23 protein-coding genes are annotated in these 23,213 nt (G+C 61.7%); 10 read left to right on the top strand and 13 right to left on the bottom strand.

Annotated features, from left to right (window positions below; translation table 11 throughout):
* The first annotated feature begins 149 nt into the window (after nucleotides 1-149).
* A complete protein-coding gene (locus tag QA637_RS03930) occupies nucleotides 150-440 on the top strand; it encodes a hypothetical protein (protein WP_184108525.1) in 291 nt (96 codons plus the stop codon).
* A gap of 75 nt (nucleotides 441-515) precedes the next feature.
* Nucleotides 516-800 (top strand): hypothetical protein, encoded by a 285-nt coding sequence (locus tag QA637_RS03935; RefSeq protein ID WP_153441481.1) that lies wholly within the window; start codon nucleotides 516-518, stop codon nucleotides 798-800.
* Between the two features lie 75 nt (nucleotides 801-875).
* On the opposite strand, the gene QA637_RS03940 is transcribed toward QA637_RS03935, so the two are convergent.
* Complete coding sequence (locus QA637_RS03940; RefSeq protein ID WP_283063669.1) at nucleotides 876-1,955, bottom strand: GGDEF domain-containing protein; 1,080 nt, start codon at nucleotides 1,953-1,955, stop codon at nucleotides 876-878.
* 251 nt (nucleotides 1,956-2,206) lie between these two features.
* On the opposite strand from QA637_RS03940, the gene QA637_RS03945 reads away from it, so the two are divergent.
* Nucleotides 2,207-4,858 carry a non-ribosomal peptide synthetase gene (locus QA637_RS03945; RefSeq protein ID WP_283063671.1) on the top strand — a complete coding sequence of 884 codons (2,652 nt, stop codon included), beginning with the start codon at nucleotides 2,207-2,209 and terminating at the stop codon, nucleotides 4,856-4,858.
* On the opposite strand, the gene QA637_RS03950 is transcribed toward QA637_RS03945, so the two are convergent.
* Entirely contained in the window at nucleotides 4,799-5,311 is a 513-nt protein-coding gene (locus QA637_RS03950) for a DinB family protein (RefSeq protein WP_283063673.1), read from the bottom strand. The two genes, QA637_RS03945 and QA637_RS03950, sit on opposite strands and share 60 nt — an antisense overlap.
* A 285-nt stretch (nucleotides 5,312-5,596) precedes the next feature.
* Between QA637_RS03950 and ndk the strand changes: the two genes are divergently transcribed.
* On the top strand, nucleotides 5,597-6,019 hold the full coding sequence (gene ndk, locus QA637_RS03955; RefSeq protein WP_003531616.1) for a nucleoside-diphosphate kinase: 423 nt from the start codon (nucleotides 5,597-5,599) through the stop codon (nucleotides 6,017-6,019).
* Nucleotides 6,020-6,144: 125 nt separating this feature from the next.
* Here ndk and QA637_RS03960 read toward each other — a convergent pair whose 3' ends face one another.
* Together QA637_RS03960 and QA637_RS03965 are read right to left on the bottom strand one after the other, a co-directional pair.
* Entirely contained in the window at nucleotides 6,145-6,648 is a 504-nt protein-coding gene (locus QA637_RS03960) for a lipoprotein (protein WP_283063716.1), read from the bottom strand.
* Nucleotides 6,645-7,205, bottom strand: a complete 561-nt coding sequence (locus tag QA637_RS03965; protein WP_283063718.1) for a CGNR zinc finger domain-containing protein — start codon at nucleotides 7,203-7,205, stop codon at nucleotides 6,645-6,647. The genes QA637_RS03960 and QA637_RS03965 overlap by 4 nt, the downstream gene beginning before the upstream one ends.
* A 67-nt stretch (nucleotides 7,206-7,272) precedes the next feature.
* On the opposite strand from QA637_RS03965, the gene QA637_RS03970 reads away from it, so the two are divergent.
* Nucleotides 7,273-8,169, top strand: a complete 897-nt coding sequence (locus QA637_RS03970) for a branched-chain amino acid ABC transporter permease (RefSeq protein WP_283063720.1) — start codon at nucleotides 7,273-7,275, stop codon at nucleotides 8,167-8,169.
* Here QA637_RS03970 and QA637_RS03975 read toward each other — a convergent pair whose 3' ends face one another.
* The 5 genes from QA637_RS03975 to QA637_RS03995 all read right to left on the bottom strand — a co-directional run bounded on the left by QA637_RS03975 (nucleotide 8,170) and on the right by QA637_RS03995 (nucleotide 12,551).
* The gene (locus QA637_RS03975; RefSeq protein ID WP_283063722.1) at nucleotides 8,170-8,640 is read right to left on the bottom strand and encodes a molybdenum cofactor biosynthesis protein MoaE; all 471 of its coding nucleotides are present in this window, start codon (nucleotides 8,638-8,640) and stop codon (nucleotides 8,170-8,172) included.
* A gap of 4 nt (nucleotides 8,641-8,644) precedes the next feature.
* Nucleotides 8,645-8,905: a molybdopterin converting factor subunit 1 gene (moaD, locus tag QA637_RS03980; RefSeq protein ID WP_283063724.1), complete on the bottom strand. Its 261-nt coding sequence runs from the start codon at nucleotides 8,903-8,905 to the stop codon at nucleotides 8,645-8,647.
* Nucleotides 8,902-9,489, bottom strand: coding sequence for a CDP-diacylglycerol--glycerol-3-phosphate 3-phosphatidyltransferase (gene pgsA, locus QA637_RS03985; RefSeq protein WP_283063726.1), 588 nt, complete (start codon nucleotides 9,487-9,489; stop codon nucleotides 8,902-8,904). The genes moaD and pgsA overlap by 4 nt, the downstream gene beginning before the upstream one ends.
* A 276-nt stretch (nucleotides 9,490-9,765) precedes the next feature.
* Entirely contained in the window at nucleotides 9,766-11,790 is a 2,025-nt protein-coding gene (gene uvrC, locus QA637_RS03990; RefSeq protein ID WP_283063728.1) for an excinuclease ABC subunit UvrC, read from the bottom strand.
* Nucleotides 11,787-12,551, bottom strand: a complete 765-nt coding sequence (locus tag QA637_RS03995; protein ID WP_283063730.1) for an SDR family oxidoreductase — start codon at nucleotides 12,549-12,551, stop codon at nucleotides 11,787-11,789. Before QA637_RS03995 ends, uvrC begins: the two co-directional genes overlap by 4 nt.
* A gap of 360 nt (nucleotides 12,552-12,911) precedes the next feature.
* Here QA637_RS03995 and QA637_RS04000 point away from each other — a divergent pair, with 360 nt between their 5' ends.
* The gene (locus QA637_RS04000) at nucleotides 12,912-13,550 is read left to right on the top strand and encodes an outer membrane protein (RefSeq protein ID WP_153441468.1); all 639 of its coding nucleotides are present in this window, start codon (nucleotides 12,912-12,914) and stop codon (nucleotides 13,548-13,550) included.
* A gap of 48 nt (nucleotides 13,551-13,598) precedes the next feature.
* Here the strand turns inward: QA637_RS04000 and QA637_RS04005 are convergent, their stop codons facing one another.
* Genes QA637_RS04005 through QA637_RS04020 form a run of 4 tightly spaced genes read right to left on the bottom strand, consistent with a single transcriptional unit; the run spans nucleotide 13,599 to nucleotide 16,269 of the window.
* Nucleotides 13,599-14,189, bottom strand: a complete 591-nt coding sequence (locus QA637_RS04005; RefSeq protein ID WP_153441467.1) for a glutathione S-transferase — start codon at nucleotides 14,187-14,189, stop codon at nucleotides 13,599-13,601.
* A 17-nt stretch (nucleotides 14,190-14,206) separates the two neighbouring features.
* The gene (locus QA637_RS04010) at nucleotides 14,207-14,920 is read right to left on the bottom strand and encodes a ribonuclease T2 family protein (protein ID WP_283064867.1); all 714 of its coding nucleotides are present in this window, start codon (nucleotides 14,918-14,920) and stop codon (nucleotides 14,207-14,209) included.
* A complete protein-coding gene (locus QA637_RS04015; RefSeq protein WP_153441465.1) occupies nucleotides 14,917-15,348 on the bottom strand; it encodes a hypothetical protein in 432 nt (143 codons plus the stop codon). Before QA637_RS04015 ends, QA637_RS04010 begins: the two co-directional genes overlap by 4 nt.
* A gap of 51 nt (nucleotides 15,349-15,399) precedes the next feature.
* Nucleotides 15,400-16,269, bottom strand: coding sequence for a 23S rRNA (adenine(2030)-N(6))-methyltransferase RlmJ (locus QA637_RS04020; RefSeq protein WP_283063731.1), 870 nt, complete (start codon nucleotides 16,267-16,269; stop codon nucleotides 15,400-15,402).
* 69 nt (nucleotides 16,270-16,338) lie between these two features.
* On the opposite strand from QA637_RS04020, the gene QA637_RS04025 reads away from it, so the two are divergent.
* From QA637_RS04025 to QA637_RS04040, 4 genes are all read left to right on the top strand, one after another.
* Nucleotides 16,339-18,471, top strand: a complete 2,133-nt coding sequence (locus QA637_RS04025; protein ID WP_283064869.1) for a molybdopterin-containing oxidoreductase family protein — start codon at nucleotides 16,339-16,341, stop codon at nucleotides 18,469-18,471.
* A 58-nt stretch (nucleotides 18,472-18,529) separates the two neighbouring features.
* Nucleotides 18,530-19,123 carry an NUDIX domain-containing protein gene (locus QA637_RS04030; protein ID WP_153441463.1) on the top strand — a complete coding sequence of 198 codons (594 nt, stop codon included), beginning with the start codon at nucleotides 18,530-18,532 and terminating at the stop codon, nucleotides 19,121-19,123.
* A 107-nt stretch (nucleotides 19,124-19,230) separates the two neighbouring features.
* On the top strand, nucleotides 19,231-21,843 hold the full coding sequence (gene mprF, locus QA637_RS04035) for a bifunctional lysylphosphatidylglycerol flippase/synthetase MprF (protein ID WP_283063732.1): 2,613 nt from the start codon (nucleotides 19,231-19,233) through the stop codon (nucleotides 21,841-21,843).
* The gene (locus tag QA637_RS04040; protein ID WP_283063734.1) at nucleotides 21,840-23,213 is read left to right on the top strand and encodes a virulence factor family protein; all 1,374 of its coding nucleotides are present in this window, start codon (nucleotides 21,840-21,842) and stop codon (nucleotides 23,211-23,213) included. The genes mprF and QA637_RS04040 overlap by 4 nt, the downstream gene beginning before the upstream one ends.

Below are 23,213 nucleotides of genomic sequence, written 5' to 3' on the forward strand. Positions count from 1 at the left end.
AGGGACCACATAGATCGTGGAAGAGCACTCCCAAGCTCCTCCGACCGACCGGATCACACCGAACGCTATCGGCAAGGCCACCGCGTTCGAAGGAAACGTTCCGGCCATCTTTAGGAAATCGTCGTTCACGCAACGACCGCTCAGGAGAGATGATCATGAGGAATGCAATCCATACTGCGCTTGCTGTAGCCCTGGTTGCCACTGCCGTTCTCGGCGGCGCATCCGCCGCCTTTGCTGGCGGCAGCTACTATGAAGGCGTCAGCGACAAGCCGCTGTTCACCGACCGCGCACCCAAGGCGCGTGAGGCAACGGGCGCTGCCGTCCGCGGCCGCAACGGCTCCCTCGACCGCACGTCCACCGGTTCGGTATCGAGCTTTGGCTCGCAGCCTGCCTACGTTTCGGGCGGCGACGGTGAATATTATCAGGGCATCAGCCGCTAACGCAGGCCGCCTCCCAAGCGCGGGCACGGCGCGAGAGCGCCGCGCCCGCACCCCATTTCAGCAAGGAACAATCCCATGAATAAATCCATTGCAGCCCTTCTTGTTGCCGTCGCTGTGACTGGCGTCGCCTCCACGGCAAGCGCCGGCGGCAGCTACTACAAAGGCGTCAGCTCGACTCCGCTTTTCACGGGCCGCGCGGCGGCCTCGGCCGGTACCGGCGTTTCGGCGAGCACCGCCGACAATGGTGAATTTTATGCCGGCGTTGACAACAAGTCCGTCGATGCGGCGTCGACCGGCGCAATTGTCAATGGCCGCGCAGCCGTGAACGTCCCGGCCGCAGACGAACAGAACGCCCGTTAATCTGCCAATAGGTGAACCGAGCGACCCGGTCCCGCTGTGCGTGGAGCCGGGTCGCTTTTTATTTGGCGATGCCCGTCAGGCGGCAGCCGGCACACAGGCCTTACCGCCCGTCTTTTCGATATCTGACGAATAGACCCGAATGCCGCCCTGCGCCCGCGCCGAAGTCAATGCAAGTTCGGCCTGGCCCAGCAATTCAGCGGCGCTCGTTGCGGCCGGGGTCAGCGCAATGCCGGCGGAAAGGGAGAGTGTTTCGCTTGTGAACGCGCGGCCGGGGGGAGTGATCGCCAGCTCCGCGACACTTTGATGGATACGCCGCGCAATCGTCTCGGCATTTTCCGCGGTGACGTCGTAGCAGACGAAAGCAAACTCCTGCAGGCCGACCCGTGCAACGAAGTCATTTTTCTTGATCGTCTTGCGGAAGACGGTGGCGAACTCGCTCAGCACCTTTTGCGCCAGTGCGCTGCCATGTTGTTCTCCAAGGTCACGCAATCCTTCAACCGTTACCAGGACAAGTGCGGCGGACTGGCCGGATCGCTCAATCTCGAAAACGGCGTTAAGCCTTTTCGAAAGGGCCGCCTGGTTCGGAAGACCGGTCAGTCGATCCCGGTTAAGAGCCATGCGGCTTTCTTCCAGATCGCCTTCCAACTCGCCCAAGCGTTGAGAATGCATCTCTATCGCAGCGCGCAGCGCGGTTTCCTCATTCATCAGCAGCCCTGCTGCGTCGCGTAGCCGTGCCGCCTCATCGGCGAATTCCGACATGGTTGCGACCGGATCGGAGGCAAGGCGAGCGGCGAACCGCTGCAGTTGACCATTGAAGGCGTGCTTTCGCGCCAACGCGTCGGCGAACATCGTCGTCAGTTCGCCGAGTGTCTGTTGCGCCTCCGCCCGTGCGCGGTCGGCCGCAAGCGCGCTGTGGCCGACCAGTTTGTGCTTGATGCCAAGTTCGTCCAGCGCCTCTTGCGTCGGCTCCGGACCCAGCGCCGCGAGATCGCGCGACAATTGCGGCATCTGACCGGACAGCGCTTCATAAATCAGCTCGTAATTGCGGGGGAGGACAGCAACGCCGAGCCGCATCATGGAATGCGCCAATTTCTGGATGATCGCTGCATTTCGTGCCTGCGATCGGGCGCGCGCCGTTGGAGGATGCTGGGTCATTGCGGTGCCTTTGATACTGTCGAACTCGCTCCGCACTATCCTTGGCGCGAATTTAAGAGATCCTGAAAATAGCCGGGCAATGGGATCAAAATGCACGATATGGTTGCTGAATCATGATCGGTTCCGCCGAGGTGGTCGGTGCTGCTGTTTGCCGCACCGATTGTCACAGAACTTATCATTTTTGCCACCGCCTCATACTTGACTATTAAAGTCAGCAATTATATGCCGCCTCGCTGAAATAGGAGGCGGTTTTGAGCGCAGGCGATTTGTCGAATTTCCCCTTCTTCGCTGCGAATCTGGCCGCCTGGGGAGAACGGCCGGCACTGCTGTTTCCCGGAGGGCGGACCGTAAGCTATCGCGATCTGGCCGAGCGCGTCGATCGTCAGGCGTCGCATTGGCGCGGTGAACGCGGGCTGGTCCTGCTGGAGGCTGATCTCTCTGAACACGCAATCATCGCCTACCTTGCGGCGCTTAAAGCCGGACATGCGATTGCCATCCAAGGCCCCGGCACTCCAGACCGAACATTTCTGGAGCCGGAGTTTTGCTATCGCCGTTGCGACGGCCGCTGGCGGACGGAACGTTTAGCCGGAAGCAAGTCGCAGCTTCATCCGGATCTTGCGGTCCTGCTCTCTACATCCGGCAGCACCGGGCACGGCAAATGCGTGAGACTGTCTGCCGCGAACATTCAGTCGAATGCACATTCGATCGCCGATTATCTGGGCCTCAAGGCTTCGGATCGAAGCTGCCTCATCCTGCCGTTTCACTATTCCTATGGCCTTTCTGTGCTGAACGCTCACTTGTCGGGCGGCGCAAGCCTTTATGTTCCGGGCTCCTCCATCCTCGATGACGGTTTCCTCGACGGGCTCGCCGAAAGCCGCAGCACCAATCTTTCAGGCGTTCCCTACTCTTACGATCTTCTGGAAAAGGTGGGTTTCCGCGAGCGCGAATTTCCAGACCTGCGCTTCATGACTGTCGCCGGAGGACGTTTGGCGTCCGAGAAGGTTCGTCTCTACAACGAACACCTCACCGCGCGGGGCGCTTCCTTTTTCGTGATGTACGGCCAGACCGAAGCGACCGCCCGCATGGCCTATGTTCCCCCTGACCGCCTCAGGGGCAGGGAAGACCTGATCGGCATCGCCATTCCGGGCGGGAGCCTGAGCATCGAGAATGACGGGGGCCAATTGGTCACCGGCACGGATATGCCGGGCGAGCTCGTCTATCGGGGACCGAACGTGATGATGGGTTACGCTTCCTCGCGTGCCGACCTTGCGCGCGGATGCGACTTTGCCGAATTGCGCACCGGCGATCTGGCGACGAAGGACGCCGACGGTTTCTTCCGGATCATCGGGCGGACGAAGCGGATATCGAAAATCGCCGGCCTGCGGATCGCGCACGACAGTCTGGAGGTGACGCTCGAGCGCCGGGGCGTCACGGCAGCCGTCGTTGGTGACGATAGCTGCGTCCATGCCTTCTATGTTGGAACGCGCGATCGCGACGAAATCCGTGGAATGCTGGCTGCCGCAAGCGGATTGACCTTTTTGCAGGTGGAGGCTTCGCGCGTCGATGCGCTGCCGCGGCTCGCTTCCGGCAAGATCGATTACGAAGCTCTCCGCAAGGCGATGAAGGGGGACATCGGCTCCACCGCGGGTGAGGACGGCATCGAGGCGCTTTTCAACCAGGTCTTCTGCACGAAAAAGGTTAGACCCGGCGACAGCTTCCTGTCGCTTGGCGGCGACTCGCTGCGTTTCGTCCAGCTTTCGATCGGCCTGGAGAAGCTTCTTGGCGATGTGCCCGAGGCCTGGGAGAAAATGTCGGTCGCCGAGCTTGCGGCGCTGGGGCAGCGCGAAACCAAAGGCAGGCGCATCGCCACCGACTTGCTCATCCGGGCATTGGCGATCCTGCTTGTCGTCCTGCACCACGAGACCCTGTGGCCTATCCCCGGCGGATCCGCGGCAATGGTGATCCTCGCGGGCTTCGGCCTTGCGCGCTTCCAGCGTGGCGTGTTGCTGTCCGGCGCGATGCTGCGGTTTTTGCGGTCGGTTACGCAGATCCTCGTTCCCTATTATCTGATCGTCGCAGCCTACGCCCTTGTCTGGGGAGAGGTGCCCTGGGCGTCCGTGTTCCTCGTCGGCAATTTCGGTTTTGCCGATCCAGAACGCCACAGCATGGTCCCTTACCTCTATTGGTTCATCGAGGCGTACTGCCAGATGCTCGTCGTGTTCGCGGGTTTGTTCGCAGTGCCATCGGTCCGGCGTGCGGCTGCCTTAAGACCCTACGCGTTCGGAATGGCGTTGCTCGCAGCAGCGCTCCTCGCCCGCCTGGCATTGCCGCTGGTCGTCGAGATGGGCAACCGCCAGATTTTCACGCTGCCGTGGATTTTCTATCTGGCGGTCATCGGCTGGTGCGCTGCGATCGCCAGTACTACTCTCGAGCGCGGCGTCCTGATGCTGGCCGGAGCCGGCATCTTCTTGTTCTTCGGGCTATATGAAGGCGTGTGGATCGGCACAAAGATCAAGTATCTGCTGCAGATCGCGGTCCTTGCCGCCCTGTTGTTCCTGCCGCACGTCAGGATGCCGCAATGGAGCGCGAAGCTGATCCTGCCCGTCTCGGCCGCCGGTTTTCATATCTACATTCTGCATCGTTTCGCGCCGGAACTCCTGCTGCTGCCAGTGCAGCCGCTGGTGTCGTCAACGGTTTATTCGCTGTTCTCCATCGTCGGCGGGATAGCGCTGGGCATGGCGGCCTGGTCTGGCCAGCGCCGCCTCATGAAGCTGTGGGCGCAGCTCACGGACGGCGGCGTTGGCTTGGCCGATTGGCAGAGCCGTCTCGCCGCGCAGCTTCCCTCAGTCCGCCCACTTCTGGCCATCGGTCCGCAGGAAGAAAACCAGGTCCAGCGTCAATGACGGTCGTCCGAGTGCGGTTAAGATCGCATGCGCCTGGCCGCGGTGGTGGGTCTGGTGGTTGAAGAAGTGTGCGAGCGTTGGTCCCAGCCTCTGCGTGATTTCGCCTGGCACGCTGAGCGGCGAATAGGTGATTGGCGCCGCCAGGCGGGTCTCGTCGAGGCTGTCGATCCAGGCGACGATGCGCTCGTCTTCCGCCACGCGTGCCGCGGTCAAGCCGGCGAGGTCGTCGTGGAGGATCGCGTCGAGCGCCGAGGGAGCTTCGCCCTCTTTGGTGAACCGTTTCATCCAGATGCGATCGGCTGCCAGCAAGTGGTTGAGCGTCCCGTGGAGCGAGCCGAAGAACGCGCCTTTGTTCTGGCGGAACTCCGCATCCGAAAGCTCGGCTGCTGCGGTGTAGAGCCGCCGGTTGGCCCAACGGTTGTAGTCGGCGAACATGCGAAAATGGTCGAGCATTGGTAATCCCTCTATGGTCGGGTCAACCTAAAGCAAATCGGCATTCCTGTGTCGAATGTCACTTATGAATTATGCTGATTTGATCCGCGTCGTGGTGCGGGGGCCTGCGTGCTGAGTACGACGGCTTGTCCGACTGCCGCCTCGATCTTCGCGGGGTCCCGGCGTTCCGTGACAGCGGCATGAAACTCGCACCAGCCGGGCCGAAACATCGCCGCGCCCCCTTGTTTTGCACGGAATTGGCGGCTAATGAACCGCCACTTCTCAAGAAACAAGGGATCTGAGCCAATGGCGATTGAACGTACTTTCTCGATGATCAAGCCGGACGCGACGAAGCGCAACCTGACCGGTGCCATCACCAAGATGCTGGAAGATGCCGGCCTGCGCGTCGTCGCTTCGAAGCGCGTGTGGATGAGCCGCCGCGAAGCTGAAGGATTCTACGCCGTACACAAGGAACGCCCGTTCTTCGGAGAACTGGTCGAGTTCATGTCCTCCGGCCCGACCGTTGTTCAGGTCCTCGAAGGCGAGAACGCCATTGCCAAGAACCGCGAAGTCATGGGCGCCACCAATCCGGCGAACGCCGCCGAAGGCACCATCCGCAAGGTCCATGCCCTGTCGATCGGCGAGAACTCGGTCCACGGTTCGGATGCTCCGGAAACGGCCGCTGAGGAAATCGCCTACTGGTTCTCCGGCACCGAGATCGTCGGCTGATTCACTTTCTTCGTTTCGGCCGGCAAGGGCTTGAAAAGATTCTTCGAAACCGGGGTGGTGACGCCCCGGTTTTTTATTGCAGCCGCTGTCCAGCGGTCTTGAGACGAGCACATGCATGACGCATGTCACGTCGGGCAGGCCGCCGTCTCGAAGCGCTCCGGCGCCCTGCCGCCGACGAAGACCTCCGGGTTCTTGTCGTAAGCCGGTCCCTCGACCAACGGCTTCGCTGGCATGATGTCCTGATCGACGTCGGAAACGACGGTTGTTTCCAATTTCTGAAGCGTGGCGCCATCGGGGCCCTTGACCTCGATCGTCACCGCATAAGGCTTCTCTTTCTTGACGCAGATTATATCCGGACTCTCCAGCACCACCTTGTCGAGCTTCGGAAAGAGTTTTCGTTCCAGTGTCAATGCCTCACCGCCGGCCGGGTTTTCGAAACGGGCCACGACGACGCTGCCGTCCGGTACCGGCTCCGTCTTGTTGAGCGTGATCATGTAGGCGGCGTAGGCAAGCCGGTAGTTGAAGACAAACATCTTGCCGGTCAACTTCAGCGGGTCCGGCCCGGTTTCGCGCTGGCAGCCGGCAAGCACCGCCGCGGCAAAGAGAGCGGATAGGATGACGCGTTTCATGGCTGAACTCCCTGCCTGTTGCGGCGATAATGACGCCTTGCCTTCGTGCGGTTGCCGCAGACCGCCATGTCGCACCAGGTGCGGCTTTTGTTGCGGCTGCGGTCGAGAAACAGCCAGCAGCAATTGGGGCATATCTTCAGGCGGTCCGGCTCGGGATTGGCGATAAGGCTGAGTGCCGAATGCGCCGTCGCCACATCGAGCGATATGCCTCGGCTGTTGCCCGCTGGCCGACGCAAGACGGCGGCAATCGCCTCGAGCAGGCCTGCCAGCAGATCAGGCCGGTCTTCGGCCTCGACTTGCGCCCGAAAATGGCGGTCCGTCGCCTCGCGCAATCCGATGAGTGATTTCCGGTTCTCCGGCGGCGCGGGAGCAAGCGTGCCGAAACGCTCCCTTTCGGCGCTGTAGAGACTTGCGGCCTCGGCAAAGGAGTCCATCGCCGCGGGATCCGCGAAGCGGTCGATCCGACGCTCGGGATCGAAGCGCAGAACCACGGAATTGGCGATATCCAGCGCCAGCGCGCCGCCCGAGAATCTATGTGCGGTCCAAGTGAAGCTCATGCGGAAATCCTAACTGGTAAAACGGATATTACCAGTTATATTGCTTGTGTCACCACGCGGATGTGCCATGGCCTACTTTCTTCAGCAGATAGCCAACGCCGTACCCGTCGCCGCGCTCTATGCGGCGCTGGCCTTCGGCTACGCGATTGCCTTTGCCGTTACCCGGCGGGCAGACCTCACCTATGGCGCGCTCTTTGCGTTCGCCGGTCAGATGTTCGTGCTTTTCGCAGATTTCGGCTGGGATCGGCTCTGGCTGGTCCTGCCGGCCGCACTTGGTGTCGGGGCGGCGGCGGCACTCACATTCGGGCTTGGCGCCGGTCTGGTCGCCGGGCGCTATGTCATGCGGCCGCTGGCGTTTTCCTCGGCCAATGCCGTCGTCGTCGCTTCGCTCGGCAGTCTGCTGGTGCTCATGGAAACGGCACGGCTCGCCTCTGACACGCGCAACCTGTGGCTGCCGCCCTTCCTGAATCAGGTCATCGTGTTCTGGCCCAGCCCCGAGTTTCCGGTGGCACTGACCGCCGTCCAGCTCATCAACACCGCGCTGATGGTGGCGCTGGTCGCCGGCGGTCATTGGTTGCTCACCCATTCCTATGCGGGGCGCTACTGGCGCGCCGTTTCGGAAGATCGCGAGGCCGCAGCGCTTTGCGGCATCGACCCTGCAACGGTCTATATCTTTGCCTATGGCACGGCGTCGCTGATTGCTGCGTTCTGCGGAATCCTTGCCGCTTCCTACTATGGCAACATGGATTTCGGGACGGGTCTGACCTTCGGCGTCAAGGTCCTGTTCATTGCCGCAATCGGGGGGCAGACAGCACCACTGTTCGCCGCCCTCGGAGCAGCCGGGGTTGGCCTGCTCGAAACGCTGTGGAGCGCCTACGGCCCGATCCTGTGGCGGGATTTCGCTATCTTCGGCTTTCTGGTGATCGTGCTGGTCGTGACGCGCCGGGAAAAGGTCATTCCCTGATCACATCTTTTGCGACCAGCGGTCCCGGGCGGTGTCGTCGGCGTCCTTGGCGCTGACCCAGCCGCCGGCGCTGCCATCGGCATGGTGCTCCTTCTTCCAGAAGGGGGCCGATGTCTTCAGGAAATCCATGATAAAGTTGGCGCCGTCGAAGGCCGCCTGTCGGTGCGACGAGGCCGTCACCACAAGCACGATATTTTCGCCCGGCATGATCTTGCCGAAGCGATGAATGGCTGTCGCCGCCTGCAGGCCGAAACGCTTGATCGCCTCACGGCAAATGCGTTCGATTTCCGCCTCGGCCATGCCGGGATAATGCTCCAGCTCAAGCGCGCTAAGTGCGCCCGCCTCGTCGCGGCAAAGCCCCGAGAACGTCACAACCGCCCCAATATCCGCGCGGTCGCGAGAAAGCGCGGAAACTTCGGCGGCGAGGTCGAAGTCTTCGCGCTGGACGCGCACGGTGACGGGGGAAGTCATCGCCTCAACCGCCGGTCATCGGCGGGAAGAGGGCGATCTCACGTGCGCCGGCAATTGGCTCATCGTGGTCGACATGCTCCTGGTTGATCGCCGCGCGAATGACGTTCTGATGTTCGAGCGCCGCATCGTATTGCTCGCCGAGCGTTTTCAGATGCGCAAGCAGATCGGCGACGGTCACCACATTCGCCGGAAGCTCCAGCGTTTCCTCACCCTTGCCGATACGTTCCCGCACCCAGGAAAAATAGACGAGGTTGATCGTATTCATTCATTGACCACATGTTTCAAACCGGCTCGGAAATAATCATAGCCGGTATAGAGGGTGATTGCAGCCGCGATCCACAGAAGCACAATGCCGGCCTCGGTGATATAGGGAACGACCTTGTCACCGGCCGGCCCGGCCAGCAGGAAGGCAATCGCCACCATCTGGATCGTCGTCTTCCACTTTGCGATGCGTGTTACCGGCACGCTGACCTTCAGCGCAGCCAGATATTCGCGCAGGCCGGATACGAGAATCTCGCGGCAGAGAATGATGATCGCGGCCCAGATCGACCAGCCTGCGATCGTGCCGTCGGCGGCAACGAGAAGCAGGATCGACGCGACCAGGAGCTTGTCGGCGATCGGATCCAGCATCCGGCCGATATTCGACGTCTGCTTCCAGATGCGCGCAAGATAGCCATCGAAGAAATCCGTAATCGATGCGGTGATGAACAGGACGAGCGCGGTCCAGCGTGCGAAATCCGAGCTGTGGAGGCGACCCTCGACGAAGAAGCAGAAAACGATCAGCGGCACGATCAGGATACGGAAATAGGTCAGCAGATTCGGGACGCTATAGGCGATGGGCGTTGGCATGGACTCGGTTTCTCTGGACACGACAATCCCTCATTTCCCGCGATCTGGGGTTATCGGCGCGATCGATTCTAACGGTCGGAGCGGGATGCGGGCGGAAGGCGCCGGACGCCTTTCCTCATCCCCACCGGGTTTCAGGTGTACAGAATGACTTTGCGACCATAAGGTCAACAGGTCATTGTGTACCGGTTGTCATATTTGGCGGATTTCATCTGAACGCAGGCTGAATTGTCCTGCACTGCATGATGCCTGGATCGGGCGCGCGGCGCTGCCGGACAATTATTTGACGCCGTCCTCGTGAAAGTGTTCGTAGACGAGGCGTGCGACCGCTTCCGAGATACCGCTGACCGCCATCAGGTCGTTGATGCCGGCCCGGGAAACCGCCTTGGCCGTACCGAAGTGAGTGAGCAGCGCGCGCTTGCGCGTCGGCCCGATGCCGGTGATTTCGTCGAGCGGATTTTTGACCATTTCCTTCTTCCTGCGGGCGCGGTGCGAGCCGATGGCGAATCGATGCGCCTCGTCGCGCAGTCTTTGAATGAAATAGAGGACCGGATCGCGCGGCGGCAGCGTGAAGCTCTCGCGCCCCGCGGCGAAAAAGCGCTCGCGGCCGGCGTCGCGATCGACGCCCTTGGCAACGCCGATTGCAGTTACGCAGTCCTCGACGTCGAGTTCCTTGAGTATCGCGCGGACGGCAGTCATCTGGCCCTGGCCGCCGTCGATCAGGATGACATCCGGCCAGGCCGGGAATGCGCTGTCGTCGCCGGGTTCAGCGCTGCGATCGGGTTTGCCTTCCTCCTTCAGGAGGCGCGAGAAGCGCCGCGTCATGACCTCGCGCATCATCCCGAAGTCGTCGCCCGGAGTGATATCGGTCGATTTGATGTTGAACTTGCGGTACTGGCCTTTGACGAAACCATCGGGACCGGCGACCACCATGCCTCCGACGGCATTCGTACCCATGATATGCGAGTTGTCGTAGATCTCGATGCGGCGCGGCACCTGTTCCAGTTGGAAGGTCCTGGCAAAGCCTTCGAGCAGCCGCGCTTGCGATGCGGTCTCGGCAAGCTTGCGGCCATGGGCCTCGCGCGCGTTTGCGAGCGCGTGATCGACGAGATCCTTCTTCTCGCCGCGCTGCGGCACCAGGATCGATACCTTGTAGCCGGATTTCTCGCTGAGCGCCCGACCGAGCAGCTCCTGTTCCTCGACCGCCTCGCAAAGCAGGATCTGCCGCGGACAAGGTTTGTCATCGTAGAACTGGGCGAGAAAGGCGCTGAGGACCTCCGACGAAGGAAGCGACGGATCGGCCTTCGGGAAATAGGCGCGGTTTCCCCAGTTCTGTCCGGTCCGGAAGAAGAAGACCTGTATGCAGGAAATCCCGCCTTCGTGATGGATCGCGAAGACGTCCGCCTCTTCAACGCCTGCCGGATTGATGCCCTGATAGCTCTGTACGTGGCTCAGCGCCGCGAGGCGATCACGGTAGAGCGCGGCACGCTCGAAATCGAGATTCTCCGAGGCTTCGCTCATGGCGGCGGCGATCGTCGCCTTCACAGCCTGGCTCTTGCCGGAGAGAAAATCCTTTGCCTCGCGAACGAGCTCCGCATAGTCGGCATCGCTGATTTCGCCAGTGCAGGGCGCCGAACACCGTTTGATTTGGTAAAGCAGGCAGGGGCGGGTGCGCGTCTCGAATACGCTGTCCGTGCAGGTTCTCAAGAGAAAGGCGCGCTGCAGCGAGTTGATCGTCCGTCCGACGGCGCCGGCCGAGGCGAAGGGACCGAAGTAATCGCCCTTGCGGCTGCGGGCCCCGCGATGCTTGAAGAGCGCCGGCGCCCTGCTGTCGCCAGTGACGACGATATAGGGGAAGGATTTGTCGTCGCGCAAAAGCACGTTGAAGCGTGGACGCAGCCGCTTGATGAGATTGGCTTCGAGCAGCAGCGCCTCGATCTCCGTCCGCGTCGTGACGAACTCCATGTTCGCCGTCTCGCGAATCATCCGCGAGATGCGGTTGGAATGGCCGCGGCCCTGTGCGTAGTTGTTCACCCGCTTCTTGAGGCTGCGGGCCTTGCCGACATAGAGCACGTCGCCGGCGTCGTTGAACATGCGGTAGACGCCCGGGCCGTTCGGCAAAAGCTTGACGAAGGCCTGAATGAGTTCCGCACCCTTGAGGCCTTGCGTTTCGACGCGGTTCTCCGCCCAATCGATCGTCGGCGCCAGCCGCTCGCCTTCCGTCACATCGAGCAAATCGTCGTCGTCATCGGTTTCGCTGCCGTCGTAAAGGATGCCGCCATCGGTGGGCGTCTGCCCGTTCATTCCACTATCTCCCGAATATCCGGCGTCTCCCAGGCAAGGTGCTGGCCGCCGTCAAGCGCGATCATCTGTCCGGTAACCGACGGCGTGTCGAAAAGGAAGCGGATCGCGCGTCCAAACTCGTCGAGCGCCGGACCGCGCTTGAGGATCAGGGCGTCGACCTGCGCCTGGAATTCGCTCTGTTTCTGCCGTTCGTTCGGCAGTGTCGGCCCCGGTCCGATGCCGTTGACGCGAATATGCGGGGCAAGCGCCTGCGCCATCGTCTGGGTTGCCGTCCACAGTGCAGACTTGGAAAGCATATAGGAATAAAAGCGCGGATTTGGAGACCAGACGCGCTGGTCTATGATGTTGACGATAAGGCCGGAAACGTCGTCCGGTCGCTGCCGGGCAAAGTCGCGCGCAAGCAGGGAAGGGGCCTTGACGTGCAGCGCGAAATGACGCTCCCAAACATCCTCGTCGAACTCCTCCAGACTGTCCTTCTTGAAGATCGAGGCATTGTTGACGAGCAGGTCGAGCGGACCAAGCAAAGCCGTCGCCTCCGCGATGATCCGTGACGCGGCAGCCGAATCGGTGAGGTCGGCTTTCAGCGCGACCGCCTTGGCGCCTTTCGCAGTGAGGCTCTTCGCCAGCGCATCTGCTTCGGCGATCGATCCGTTTGCATGGATGGCGACGGCGAAGCCGTGCGCGACGAGATCTTCAACTATTGCCTTGCCGATGCGCTTGGCGCCGCCGGTTACAAGCGCCGCCTTGAGTGTTCTCGTCAACTTTTTCCCGTCCCTCGAATCCTGTTCTGGCTGGACGAAGATATAGGCAAGAACCGCCAACCTGAAACTATCCGAAGGGATTCATTTCGGAAAAATTAATGCAAAGCCGGTAAGTTGTATTAATTTGAAGTGTTATAGTATATATTTCGTTAAACTAGTATTATGGTTAATAAATACCCTGTGTCGCGTAGGCAACACCTAATTTCAGCCACGTCCGTGCCGCCAAAATTCCACATTTTAGCTCTTGAGAATCCGTATTTTCTGATCAATTTCCACTCGACCGGGCGGGTTAATCAGAGAATGTCCGGTGCTCCGCAAAGATACAATTGCATCGGAGCATCGGTTGAAAAGGAGAATAGTATGCGTACGCTGACCACCACCCTCATGGCTTCGGCCATGGCTCTCGTTGCCTTGCAGGCCGCCCACGCCGCAGACGTCGTCGAAGAGGTTCCGGCTGCCCCGGCTGCCGAATATACCGAACCGGTGACAAAGGATTGGTCGGGCGCCTATGTTGGCGGCACTGCGAGCTGGCATCACGGCGAAGCCGATGCGACCGGCGGGAACACCTCCGCCGGTTTCGGCGGCGGTCTCTATGGCGGCTACAACGTTCAGAGCGGCCAGATGGTCTACGGCGGTGAAGCCGACGTGAACTATGCCGGAAACGACTCCCACTCCAGCGGTCGCAGCGTCACACAAGGCGTCAATGGTTCGGTCCGCGGACGCGTCGGTGTCGATCTGAATCCGGTCCTGCTTTACGGCACCGCCGGTGTTGCTCTGGGCAATGCCAAGCTTAGAACAGCGGCCGGTGCCGACGACAAGACCCTTGTTGGCTGGACAGCCGGTGCCGGCGCCGAAACCTTCGTGACGGACAACGTCACGGCGCGCGTCGAATACCGCTACACGGATTACGCTTCCAAGGACTTCCGCGCCGGCGGTACCAGCGTCTCCTCCGGCTACGACGAGCACAGCGTGCGCCTCGGTATGGGTGTCAAGTTCTGATCGGCTGACGCCGCATCAGCGAAAAGGCCGGGGTGACCCGGCCTTTTTTCATGCCTTGAATTTGGAATAGTCGGGAAAGTACTTCTCGAACTTCGCCGGCCAATTCTTGAGCTTCGGTCGCCCTTTCTGCCATTCGCCGGCGAAACGCAGTTCGATGTAGCGCAACAGGGCTGCTAGCGCGAAATGTCCAGCGTTGAGCTTGCCGCCGGTCTTGGGCAGGTTGGCGTTCAGGTAATCCAACCCACGCTCGACTTTTTCCCATTGGCGGTCGATCCAGGGTTGATGCACCTTCTCCGGCGGGTGAAAGCGCTTTTCGTAGACGATTGCAAGCAGGCTGTCGCAGATGCCGTCGCAAAGCGCCTCGAAGATTTCTACTTCGGTGCGCTTGGCTGCGTTCTTCGGATAAAGCTTGCCCTTCGTTTCGCGGTCGAGGAAATGCATGATCGCCCGGCTGTCGTAGATCGCCTTGCCGTCCGCGGTAATCAAGGTCGGAATCTTGCCCAGCGGATTGTTGCCGATCAGTTCAGGCGGATTGGCGTTGGTGTCCGTCAGCACGCTTTCCGCGGCGATGCCGATATGGTGCGCGGCCATGCGGACCTTGTTCGAATAGGGGGAGGCAGGCGAATAGAGTATCTTCATTCGAAGTCTTTCCGTTGTCATGGGGCAGGGGGCAGAGAAACCGCATCCCTTCTGCAGGCTTGGCGATCCACTCCCGGGCACGCCGTGAATTTCAGTGTCTTGTCGAAGCAGATTCTGATCTCTTCAAGAAGCCTGGCTTCGCAGGTAACAGCGATCGTCTCCGGCGTCATGCCGGGATTTTTCGCGATCAGCGCGGCTTCGATCGTCGACACGGGGACATCGCGCGATCCTTCCGTCGATGCAAGTTCCGGCGGGATCGTCACCCGTTCGCGCGCGGCGCGCGCCACGGCAAAATAGTCCGCCTGGCTGAGGCCCGAGCAGGTGCCGTGCTTGCGCCACTGATGGCCGATCAGTCCCATCGAGGGAATGAGGTCGAGATATTGCCGGCCGAGCGCCTCCGGGACGCGATCGGATTGCCGCGTCGGGCAATATTCCGGATAGCCCTTTTCATTTTGTGGCCAGAGCCCGTGCACGATAAAGCCACGGCGACTGCCGGTCTCGCATTGATCGGACTTCCCGGAGGGATCGTTGTTGCCGCACCAGGTGGGCGACCAGGACAGGGAAAGGACGTAGAAGTCGAAGCCCTTGCCGACGGGAACCGGAGCTGCCGCGGCAGTCTTCGTGGCGCCGGTTCCGGAATGCGGGGCGGTTCTCTCTGCACTGTCATCGCTGCAGGCGGCGATCGTCAGAACGGCGACGAGCGCCGGCAGCAGCCTTTTCACAGCAGTCAGCGAAGCGAAGCGCAATGGGCGCCGTAGACGTACCAGGGATCGAGGCCGCCGACGCAGAACTCGATACTCCTGCCGACACCGGCAAAGCCCCATGGGCGTTCGATCAGATACCAGAGCGGCCGTCGTTCGCCGTCCGTCATCACTGCAGTCGCGTAGCAATATTCGCGCTCGACGAGATGCGTATAATCACGTGGCTCGAACCGATTTTGGCCCATGTCGCGAATCTCCGCTATGGCGAGGTTCGCATGAAGGTAGTTTGCTGCCTTGTAGTCGAAGCGCCGGGTGATGAAACCCAGAACGGAGGCGTTGCCGCAGGCGCCGATATCATAGACTGCATGGGGAGCGGGTTCCCCGATATAGTCGGCGGCGGCAGCACCGGTGGTGAGGGAAAGCGAGAGCAGAAGCGATGCGGCAAGCGTACGAGTCATGGCCATCTCCCTGAATCCTTTCAGGAGATTGACGCCTTCGCCCTCGATCCGTCAAGGCCCCGGATTGAGAGGCGCTTCACCTCGCAGCCAGAAGCAGCGGGCCGAAGCGAAGCGATCCTGCGTCAGCTGTGTTTTCAGGAAGGGCAGCAGGATATCGAGCTCACCTTTCAACGTGAAGGGTGGGTTGACGATGATGAGCCCCGATCCGGCAAGCCCGGTCGTGTCGCGATCACTGCGCACCGAAAGTTCCACACAGAGCATTTTCGGAATCTCCAGCACCTTCAGCGCCGCGTGAAAGTCCTTTATCGGCGCACCTTTCTTCAGCGGATACCAGAGGCAGAAGATGCCGCCGGCGAAGCGGCGGTATCCCTTTGCAAGGCCGTCGACCAGCCGCTCGTATTCACCCTCGATCTCGAACGGAGGATCGACGAGAATGAGGCCGCGCTTTTCCTTCGGCGGCAGGTGGGCTCCGAGCGCCAGCCAGCCGTCGAGATGGGTGATGCGGCTCTGGAAGTCGCCGTCAAACTGGCGGTGCAGCGTCTCGTAATCGTCCGGATGCAGTTCCATCGCCGAAAGCCGGTCCTGCGGCCGGAACAGCATGCGCACGAGTTTCGGTGAGCCGGGATAATGGGTGAGGCCGCCGTCGGGATTGAGGTTGCGGACGGCGGAGAGATAAGGTTCGAGGATCGCGGCAATCGGGGCAGGAAGCTCAGCGTCGAGCAATCGGCCGATGCCATCGCGCCATTCGCCGGTCTTCTGCGCTTCCTCGCTCGAAAGGTCATAGAGCCCGATGCCGGCATGCGTGTCGAGCACCCGAAAGGCCTTGTCCTTTTGCTTGAGGTACGTGATAAGCCGCGCCAGCACCGCATGTTTCAGGACATCGGCGAAATTGCCTGCGTGATAGATGTGCCGGTAGTTCATGAGCGTTGCCGATGGCTCTGATCAATTGTTTCGATGGATTGGCGAATGGGGCTTTTTGCCCTCAAGCGGATGCCATATAGAAAAGCCATGAACGTTGCGACCCCTATCAAAGCAGAAAAATCGATCGGCTACTCCGTCTGTCCGCACGACTGTCCGTCCGCCTGTGCGCTTGAGGTCGATCTCACGGCCGAAGGCCAGATCGGCCGCCTGCGCGGCGCGGCCGGAAACAGCTACACGGCCGGTGTCATCTGCGCGAAGGTCGCGCGCTATGCCGAGCGCATCTATCATCCCGACCGGCTGATGGTGCCGCAGCGCCGCACCGGCGCCAAGGGCGAGGGCAACTGGCAGGAAATTTCCTGGGAAGCAGCGCTCGACGAGATTGCCGATCAATTCGTCAAAGCCGAGCAGAAGCACGGCTCGGAAGCGGTCTGGCCCTATTTCTACGCCGGCACCATGGGACAGGTCCAGCGTGACTCCATCGAGCGGCTGCGCCACGCCAAGCGCTATTCCGGCTTCTTCGGCTCGATCTGTACCAACATGGCCTGGACCGGCTTCACCATGGCGACGGGTGCCTTGCGCGGTCCCGACCCGCGCGAGATGGCCAAGGCCGATTGCGTCGTGATCTGGGGCACCAATGCGGTCGCGACGCAGGTCAACGTGATGACCCATGCGGTCAAGGCGCGCAAGGACCGCGGCGCCAAGATCGTCGTCATCGACGTTTACGAGAACCCGACCGTCAAGCAAGCCGATATGGGGCTCGTGCTGAAACCGGGCACAGATGCCGCGCTTGCCTGCGCCGTCATGCATATCGCCTTCCGCGACGGCTATGCCGACCGCGCCTACATGGCGAAATTCGCCGATGATCCCGCGGGCCTCGAAGCGCATCTTAAGACACGGGGCCCCGAGTGGGCCTCCGCCGTCACCGGCCTGTCGGTGGAGGAGATCGAGGCCTTCGCCAAGCTCGTCGGGACGACGCCCAGGACCTATTTCCGCCTGGGCTACGGCTTCACCCGCCAGCGCAACGGCTCCGTCGCCATCCATGCGGCGGCTTCGGTCGCAACGGTGCTCGGCTCCTGGCAGCACGAGGGCGGCGGCGCGTTCCATTCGAACAACGACATCTTCAAGCTGGACAAGCGCGAACTCCTCGGTTCCGCATTCCACGATCCCGACATCCGCATGCTCGATCAATCGCAGATCGGCCGTGTGCTGACCGGCGATGCCGAGGCGCTGCGCCATCGCGGCCCCGTGACGGCGCTCCTCATCCAGAACACCAACCCCGCCAATGTCGCGCCCGAGCAGCGACTGGTGAAACAGGGTTTCCTGCGCGGCGACCTCTTCGTTGCCGTGCACGAGCAGTTCATGACGGACACCGCCCGCCTCGCCGACATCGTCCTGCCTGCAACCATGTTCCTCGAGCACGACGATCTTTATCGCGGCGGAGGCCACCAGCACATTCTCATCGGTCCGAAGATCGTTGAGCCCCCGCCGACCGTGCGCACCAATCTCTTCGTCATCGAGGAGTTGGCAAAGCGCCTCGGCGTTGCCGACCGCACCGGCTTTGGGCTCACCGAACAGCAGCACATCGATCAACTGCTGGCCAACTACGGCATCGGTTACGAGCGCATGAAAGAGGAGAAGTGGCTCGATTGCCAGCCGGCTTTCGAGGAGGCGCATTTTCTCAACGGCTTCGGGCATCCGGACGGCAAGTTCCGCTTCAAGGCCGATTGGACCGGCACGCCCGCACCCAACCGGCCGCCGAAATCGATGGGCCCGCAGGGCCCGTACGGCAGGCTGCCTGAATTTCCGGACCATGTCGATCTGATCGAAGTGGCCGACGAACGCCATCCATACCGGCTGGCGACCTCCCCGGCGCGCTCGTTCCTGAACTCGACCTTCTCCGAAACGCCGTCGTCCATTCAGAAGGAGGGACGACCGGAGGCCATGATCCACGCCGAAGATGCGGCTGCGCTCGGCATTGCCGAGGGCGATGTCGTCATGCTCGGCAACGAACGCGGCGAGGTCCGGCTCCATGCGAAAATCGGCGGCGGGGCACGCCGCGGCGTCGTCATCGCCGAAGGGATTTGGCCGAACGGCGCCCATCTCGACGGCGAAGGGATCAATGTCCTCACCGGTGCCGACGCCGTCGCGCCCTACGGCGGCGCGGCTTTCCACGATAACCGGGTCTGGGTGCGTCGGGCCTGACGATTGTTCGCGCCCGCGGCTTCTGCAGCCGGATTCCCTTTTTCGACAAGGATCTCACATGACGGAACATGCCGACCCGCGCGTCCGGATCATCGACCGCAAAACCCTCTGGAACGGCTTCGTCAGCCTCGAGGAGGTCACGCTCGAACAGGAAATGTCCGATGGTCAAACCGCCCGGCTGGTCCGGGAAGTTCACGACCACGGTCGCGCCGCAACAATCCTGCTTTTCGATCCGGAGCGGCAGTTGGTGGTCCTCGTCCGCCAGCTTCGCATTCCCGTATTTCTGCAGGGCGAGCCGGGATATCTTATCGAAGCGCCGGCCGGCCTTCTCGACGGCGAAGAGCCGGCAGTGGCGATTTGCCGCGAAGCGATGGAAGAAACCGGCTACAACATCGAAAGCGCCACCCACCTCTTCGATGCCTACATGAGTCCGGGTTCGTTGACGGAACGAACGAGCTTCTTCTTTGGCTGCATTGATGCCTCGAAGAAAGTGGCTGCAGGCGGCGGGCTCGCCCACGAGGGCGAAGACCTCGAGGTTCTCGAAATTCCCTTCGAAGAGGCGGTGGCAATGGTTGGCACTGGCGAGATCTGCGACGCCAAGACCATCATGCTGCTTCAATGGGCTATGCTCAACCGCGCCTCTATTTCATAGCAGGCCTCTGATAAATCGGCACATTATACATTACCGATATTTCACTTTCTGATTGCGTTCCTGTGGGCTAAAGCGCTTGTTGTCGTCAATAATGACATGGGCGAGCCATGACGTTCCCCTCTGCCTCAGAGCCTGAAGTCGATGAAGAGCAAAGGAACGAAGCGGGGTGGAGACCGTTTCTGAGGCGCAATCAGCGCTATCTTTCCGCTATCGGCACGCTTCTCGTGATCGCGCTGTTCGGAGCGGCCATCTTTCATCTGACCGCCGAGGTGCATTATGACGAGGTCGTCGCGGCATTGGCGGACACGAGTTGGCAGTCGATCGCTGCCGCGGTCCTGTTCACCGGCCTGAGTTTCCTCGCGCTCACCTTCTACGATGTCGCCGCCCTCGACTACATCAAGCGCAAGCTGCCTTACGCCGACGTAGCGCTTACGGCCGCCTGCGCCTATGCCGTCGGCAATACGGCCGGTTTCGGGGCCTTGAGCGGCGGGGCGATCCGCTACCGGTCCTACTCCCGCCTCGGCTTGCAGCCAGAAGAGATAGCCCGCGTCATTGCCTTCGTGACGCTCGCCTTTGGCCTCGGCCTTGCCACGGTCACTTGCCTCAGCTTGCTGACGGTCGGCGAATATGTCGCTCCGCTGACGGGACTTGAGCCGTTCTGGCTGCGGACGATCGCCGTCATTGTGCTCGGCGGTTTGTTGACTACCTTCATCCTGGCCGGAGAGGGCCGCGAAGTCCGCATTGGACGCTTGACCCTGCGTCTGCCCGACTCGAGGACCGCCTCCCGCCAGTTCCTGGTAACAGCGCTCGATCTTGCGGCATCCGCAAGCGTTCTCTACGTCCTGTTGCCATCGGGAACGATCGGCTGGCCCGCCTTCCTGGCAGTCTATTCGTTCGCGGTGGGCGTCGGCGTGCTCAGCCATGTGCCTGCGGGGCTCGGCGTCTTCGAAGCGGTGATGATCGCAACGCTCGGCCGCGCGGTCGACGTCGATACGATCCTTGGAGCGTTGGTTCTCTACCGCGTCATCTATCACGTGTTGCCGCTGCTGATCGCGATTGTGATGATTATCGGCGTGGAGATTCGTCAGTTCGCCGGCCACCCTGCGGCATCAAGCGTCCGCCGCATAGGCGGCCGCATGGCCCCATTGCTCCTCGCCACGCTGGCGCTTGTACTCGCCATAATGCTGGTGCTGTCGAGCGTGACGCCGACGCCCGACGAGAACCTGGCATTTCTTGAAAGCTATGTTCCGCTGCCGCTGGTCGAAGGCGCGCACTTCCTCGCGAGCCTGCTCGGCCTGGCGCTGGTCATCGTCGCGCGGGGGCTGGCGCTGCGCCTCGATGGTGCTTGGTGGGCGTCGATCGTGATCGCGGCGGCTGCGCTGCTGCTATCGTTGCTGAAAGCGGTGGCGTTGGCGGAAGCTGGTATGCTCGCATTCTTCGTCGTCGGACTGCTCGCCAGCCGCCGGCTTTTCGTTCGCCCTGCGTCGCTGTTCGGTCAGGCCCTGACGCCGCCGTGGCTCACGGCGATCGGCGTCATTTGCCTGGGGGCGTTGGTCGTCCTGCTCTTTGTCTATCGCGATATCGAATATAGCCGTGAGCTCTGGTGGCAGTTCGAGTTTGCGGCCGAGGCGCCGCGTGGACTTCGCGCCTTCCTCGGGGTCACGATCGGGGCGAGTGCCATCGCCATCTGGAGCCTGATGCGTCCCGCCACAACAACGGTGGAGCCGGCATCGGACGAGGCGTTGGAGCGGGCGATCGCCATTGTCGATGCCCAGGACATGTCGGATGCCAACCTCGTGCGGATGGGCGACAAGAGCGTCATGTTCTCTGCCGACGGCAGTGCCTTCATCATGTATGGTCGCCGTGCGCGTTCCTGGATCGCCCTCTTTGATCCGGTCGGTCCGTTGCAAGCTTGGCCGGATCTTATCTGGCAATTCATAGAGACCGCCCGCGCTAACGGCTGCCGGGCGGTCTTCTACCAGGTTTCGCCGGTGGGGCTCGCCTATTACGCCGACGCCGGCTTGCGGGCGTTCCGGCTGGGCGAGCTTGCCGAGGTCGATCTGACGCGGTTCGAACTGAAGGGTGGAAAATGGGCAAACCTGCGCCAGCAGGTCAGTCGTGGCCAGCGCGATGGGCTCGAATTCGCCATAGTTGAGCCCGAGGCCGTGCCGGCAATCCTGCCGGAGCTTGCGGCAGTTTCGGATGCCTGGCTCGCACATCACAGCGCACGGGAGAAGGGTTTCTCCCTCGGAGCCTTCGATCCCCAGTACATTACGGCTCAGCCGGTTGCTGTTCTTAAATGCGGCGGACGCATCGTTGCCTTTGCCAACATCCTCAAGACTGCGACTAAGGAGGAGGGCTCCGTCGACCTGATGCGCTTCTCGCCCGACGCGCCGAAAGGTTCGATGGACTTCCTGTTCGTACAGCTGATGGAATATCTCAAGGCGCAGGGTTATAGGCGCTTCAATCTTGGCATGGCGCCGCTTTCCGGGATGTCCTCCCGGCAGATAGCGCCTGTGTGGGACCGAGCGGGCCGGGCATTCTTCGAGCACGGCGAACGCTTCTACAATTTCAAGGGCCTGCGCGCCTTCAAGTCCAAGTTCCACCCGCGTTGGCAACCGCGCTACCTTGTTGCGAGCGGCGGCCTCAACCCGATCCTGGCTTTGATGGACGCAACGTTCCTCATCGGCGGCGGTCTCAAGGGAGTGATAAGGAAATGACCGGCACGCGAAAGATCTGGAAGCTCGCCCTTTCCGCCGCGCTGATTGCGGTAGCTTTGCTGCATGCCCGGGCCGACGACACGCCGCAATTCGACACCGGCACGATCCCGTCACCGCATGTCCTTTTCCCCAAGGAAGAGGCGTCCGCAATTGTCGTTCTCCTTTCGGATGCTGCCGGATGGACAGCGAAGGAAGACGGGGTCGCGCGTGCGCTTGCAAACGACAAGGCGCTCGTCATCGGCATCGACCTCAAGGCCTATCTCGCTTCGCTTGCCAAGGATGACGGCGACTGCATCTACACGGTCTCGGATATCGAATCGCTGAGCCAGCAGGTCCAGCGCGCTGCAAAGAGCAGCGCCTATCGACCGCCGATCGTCGCGGGCGTCGGCGCCGGCGGGGCGATGGCGCTGGCGATCGCCGCGCAGTCCCCCGCCGCGACCATCGGTCAGACGCTTGCGGTCGATCCCGAAGAGGGCATCGCATTGACGAAGCAGCTTTGTACGCCGGCCGAGAAGATTCGGAAGGGCGACCGCATGGTCTATGGTTTGACCGACGGACCGTTGCCCGATCCCGTGACCGTTGCGTTTTCGCCCGCTGCCTCCGCCGAGGGGAAGGACCACGTGGCCGCGCTTGTTGCCAAGCATTCGGACATTGAAACGCACGATACCGGGGACGACGCCTACACCGCGCTTTCGGATGCGCTTTCCGGGGCGCTCGCCGAGGGCGACGAAGCCGAAAACCCTTTCGGCCTTCCGCTGACGGTTCTCGATGCGAAGCCCACGCGTGACACGATGGCTGTGATCTATTCGGGTGACGGCGGCTGGCGGGATATCGACAAAGAGGTCGGCAATGTCCTGCAGCAGCAGGGTGTTCCGGTCGTGGGGGTGGATTCACTGCGCTATTTCTGGTCAGAACGCCAGCCGCAAGCGACTGCCGACGATCTTGCGCGGATCATCACCTACTATCGAAAACGATGGAATGTCCGAAACGTCCTCCTGATCGGTTATTCCTTCGGCGCGGACATCCTGCCGCGCACCTACAACCTGCTCCCGCCAGCGGATCGTGCGCGCGTGCGCCAGCTCACGCTCTTGGCGCTCTCGCATCATGCCGACTACAAGATCTCGGTTCTTGGCTGGCTGGGTGCGGAGGGCGAGGGGGGTGACCCGGTCGACGATCTCAAGGCGATTGATCCCGCGCTCGTCCAGTGTGTCTACGGCACCGACGAAGACGGCGACGCGTGCCCGGATCTGAAATCTTCAGGCGTGGATGTGGTCGCCATCGAGGGCGGCCACCATTTCGATGAGGACTATCCCGCCTTGACGCGCCGTGTGCTTGACGCGCTGGACCGGAGGCTCGCGGCGGCAAAGTGA

This window comes from Sinorhizobium terangae (assembly GCF_029714365.1).
GTDB classification, from domain to species: domain Bacteria; phylum Pseudomonadota; class Alphaproteobacteria; order Rhizobiales; family Rhizobiaceae; genus Sinorhizobium; species Sinorhizobium terangae.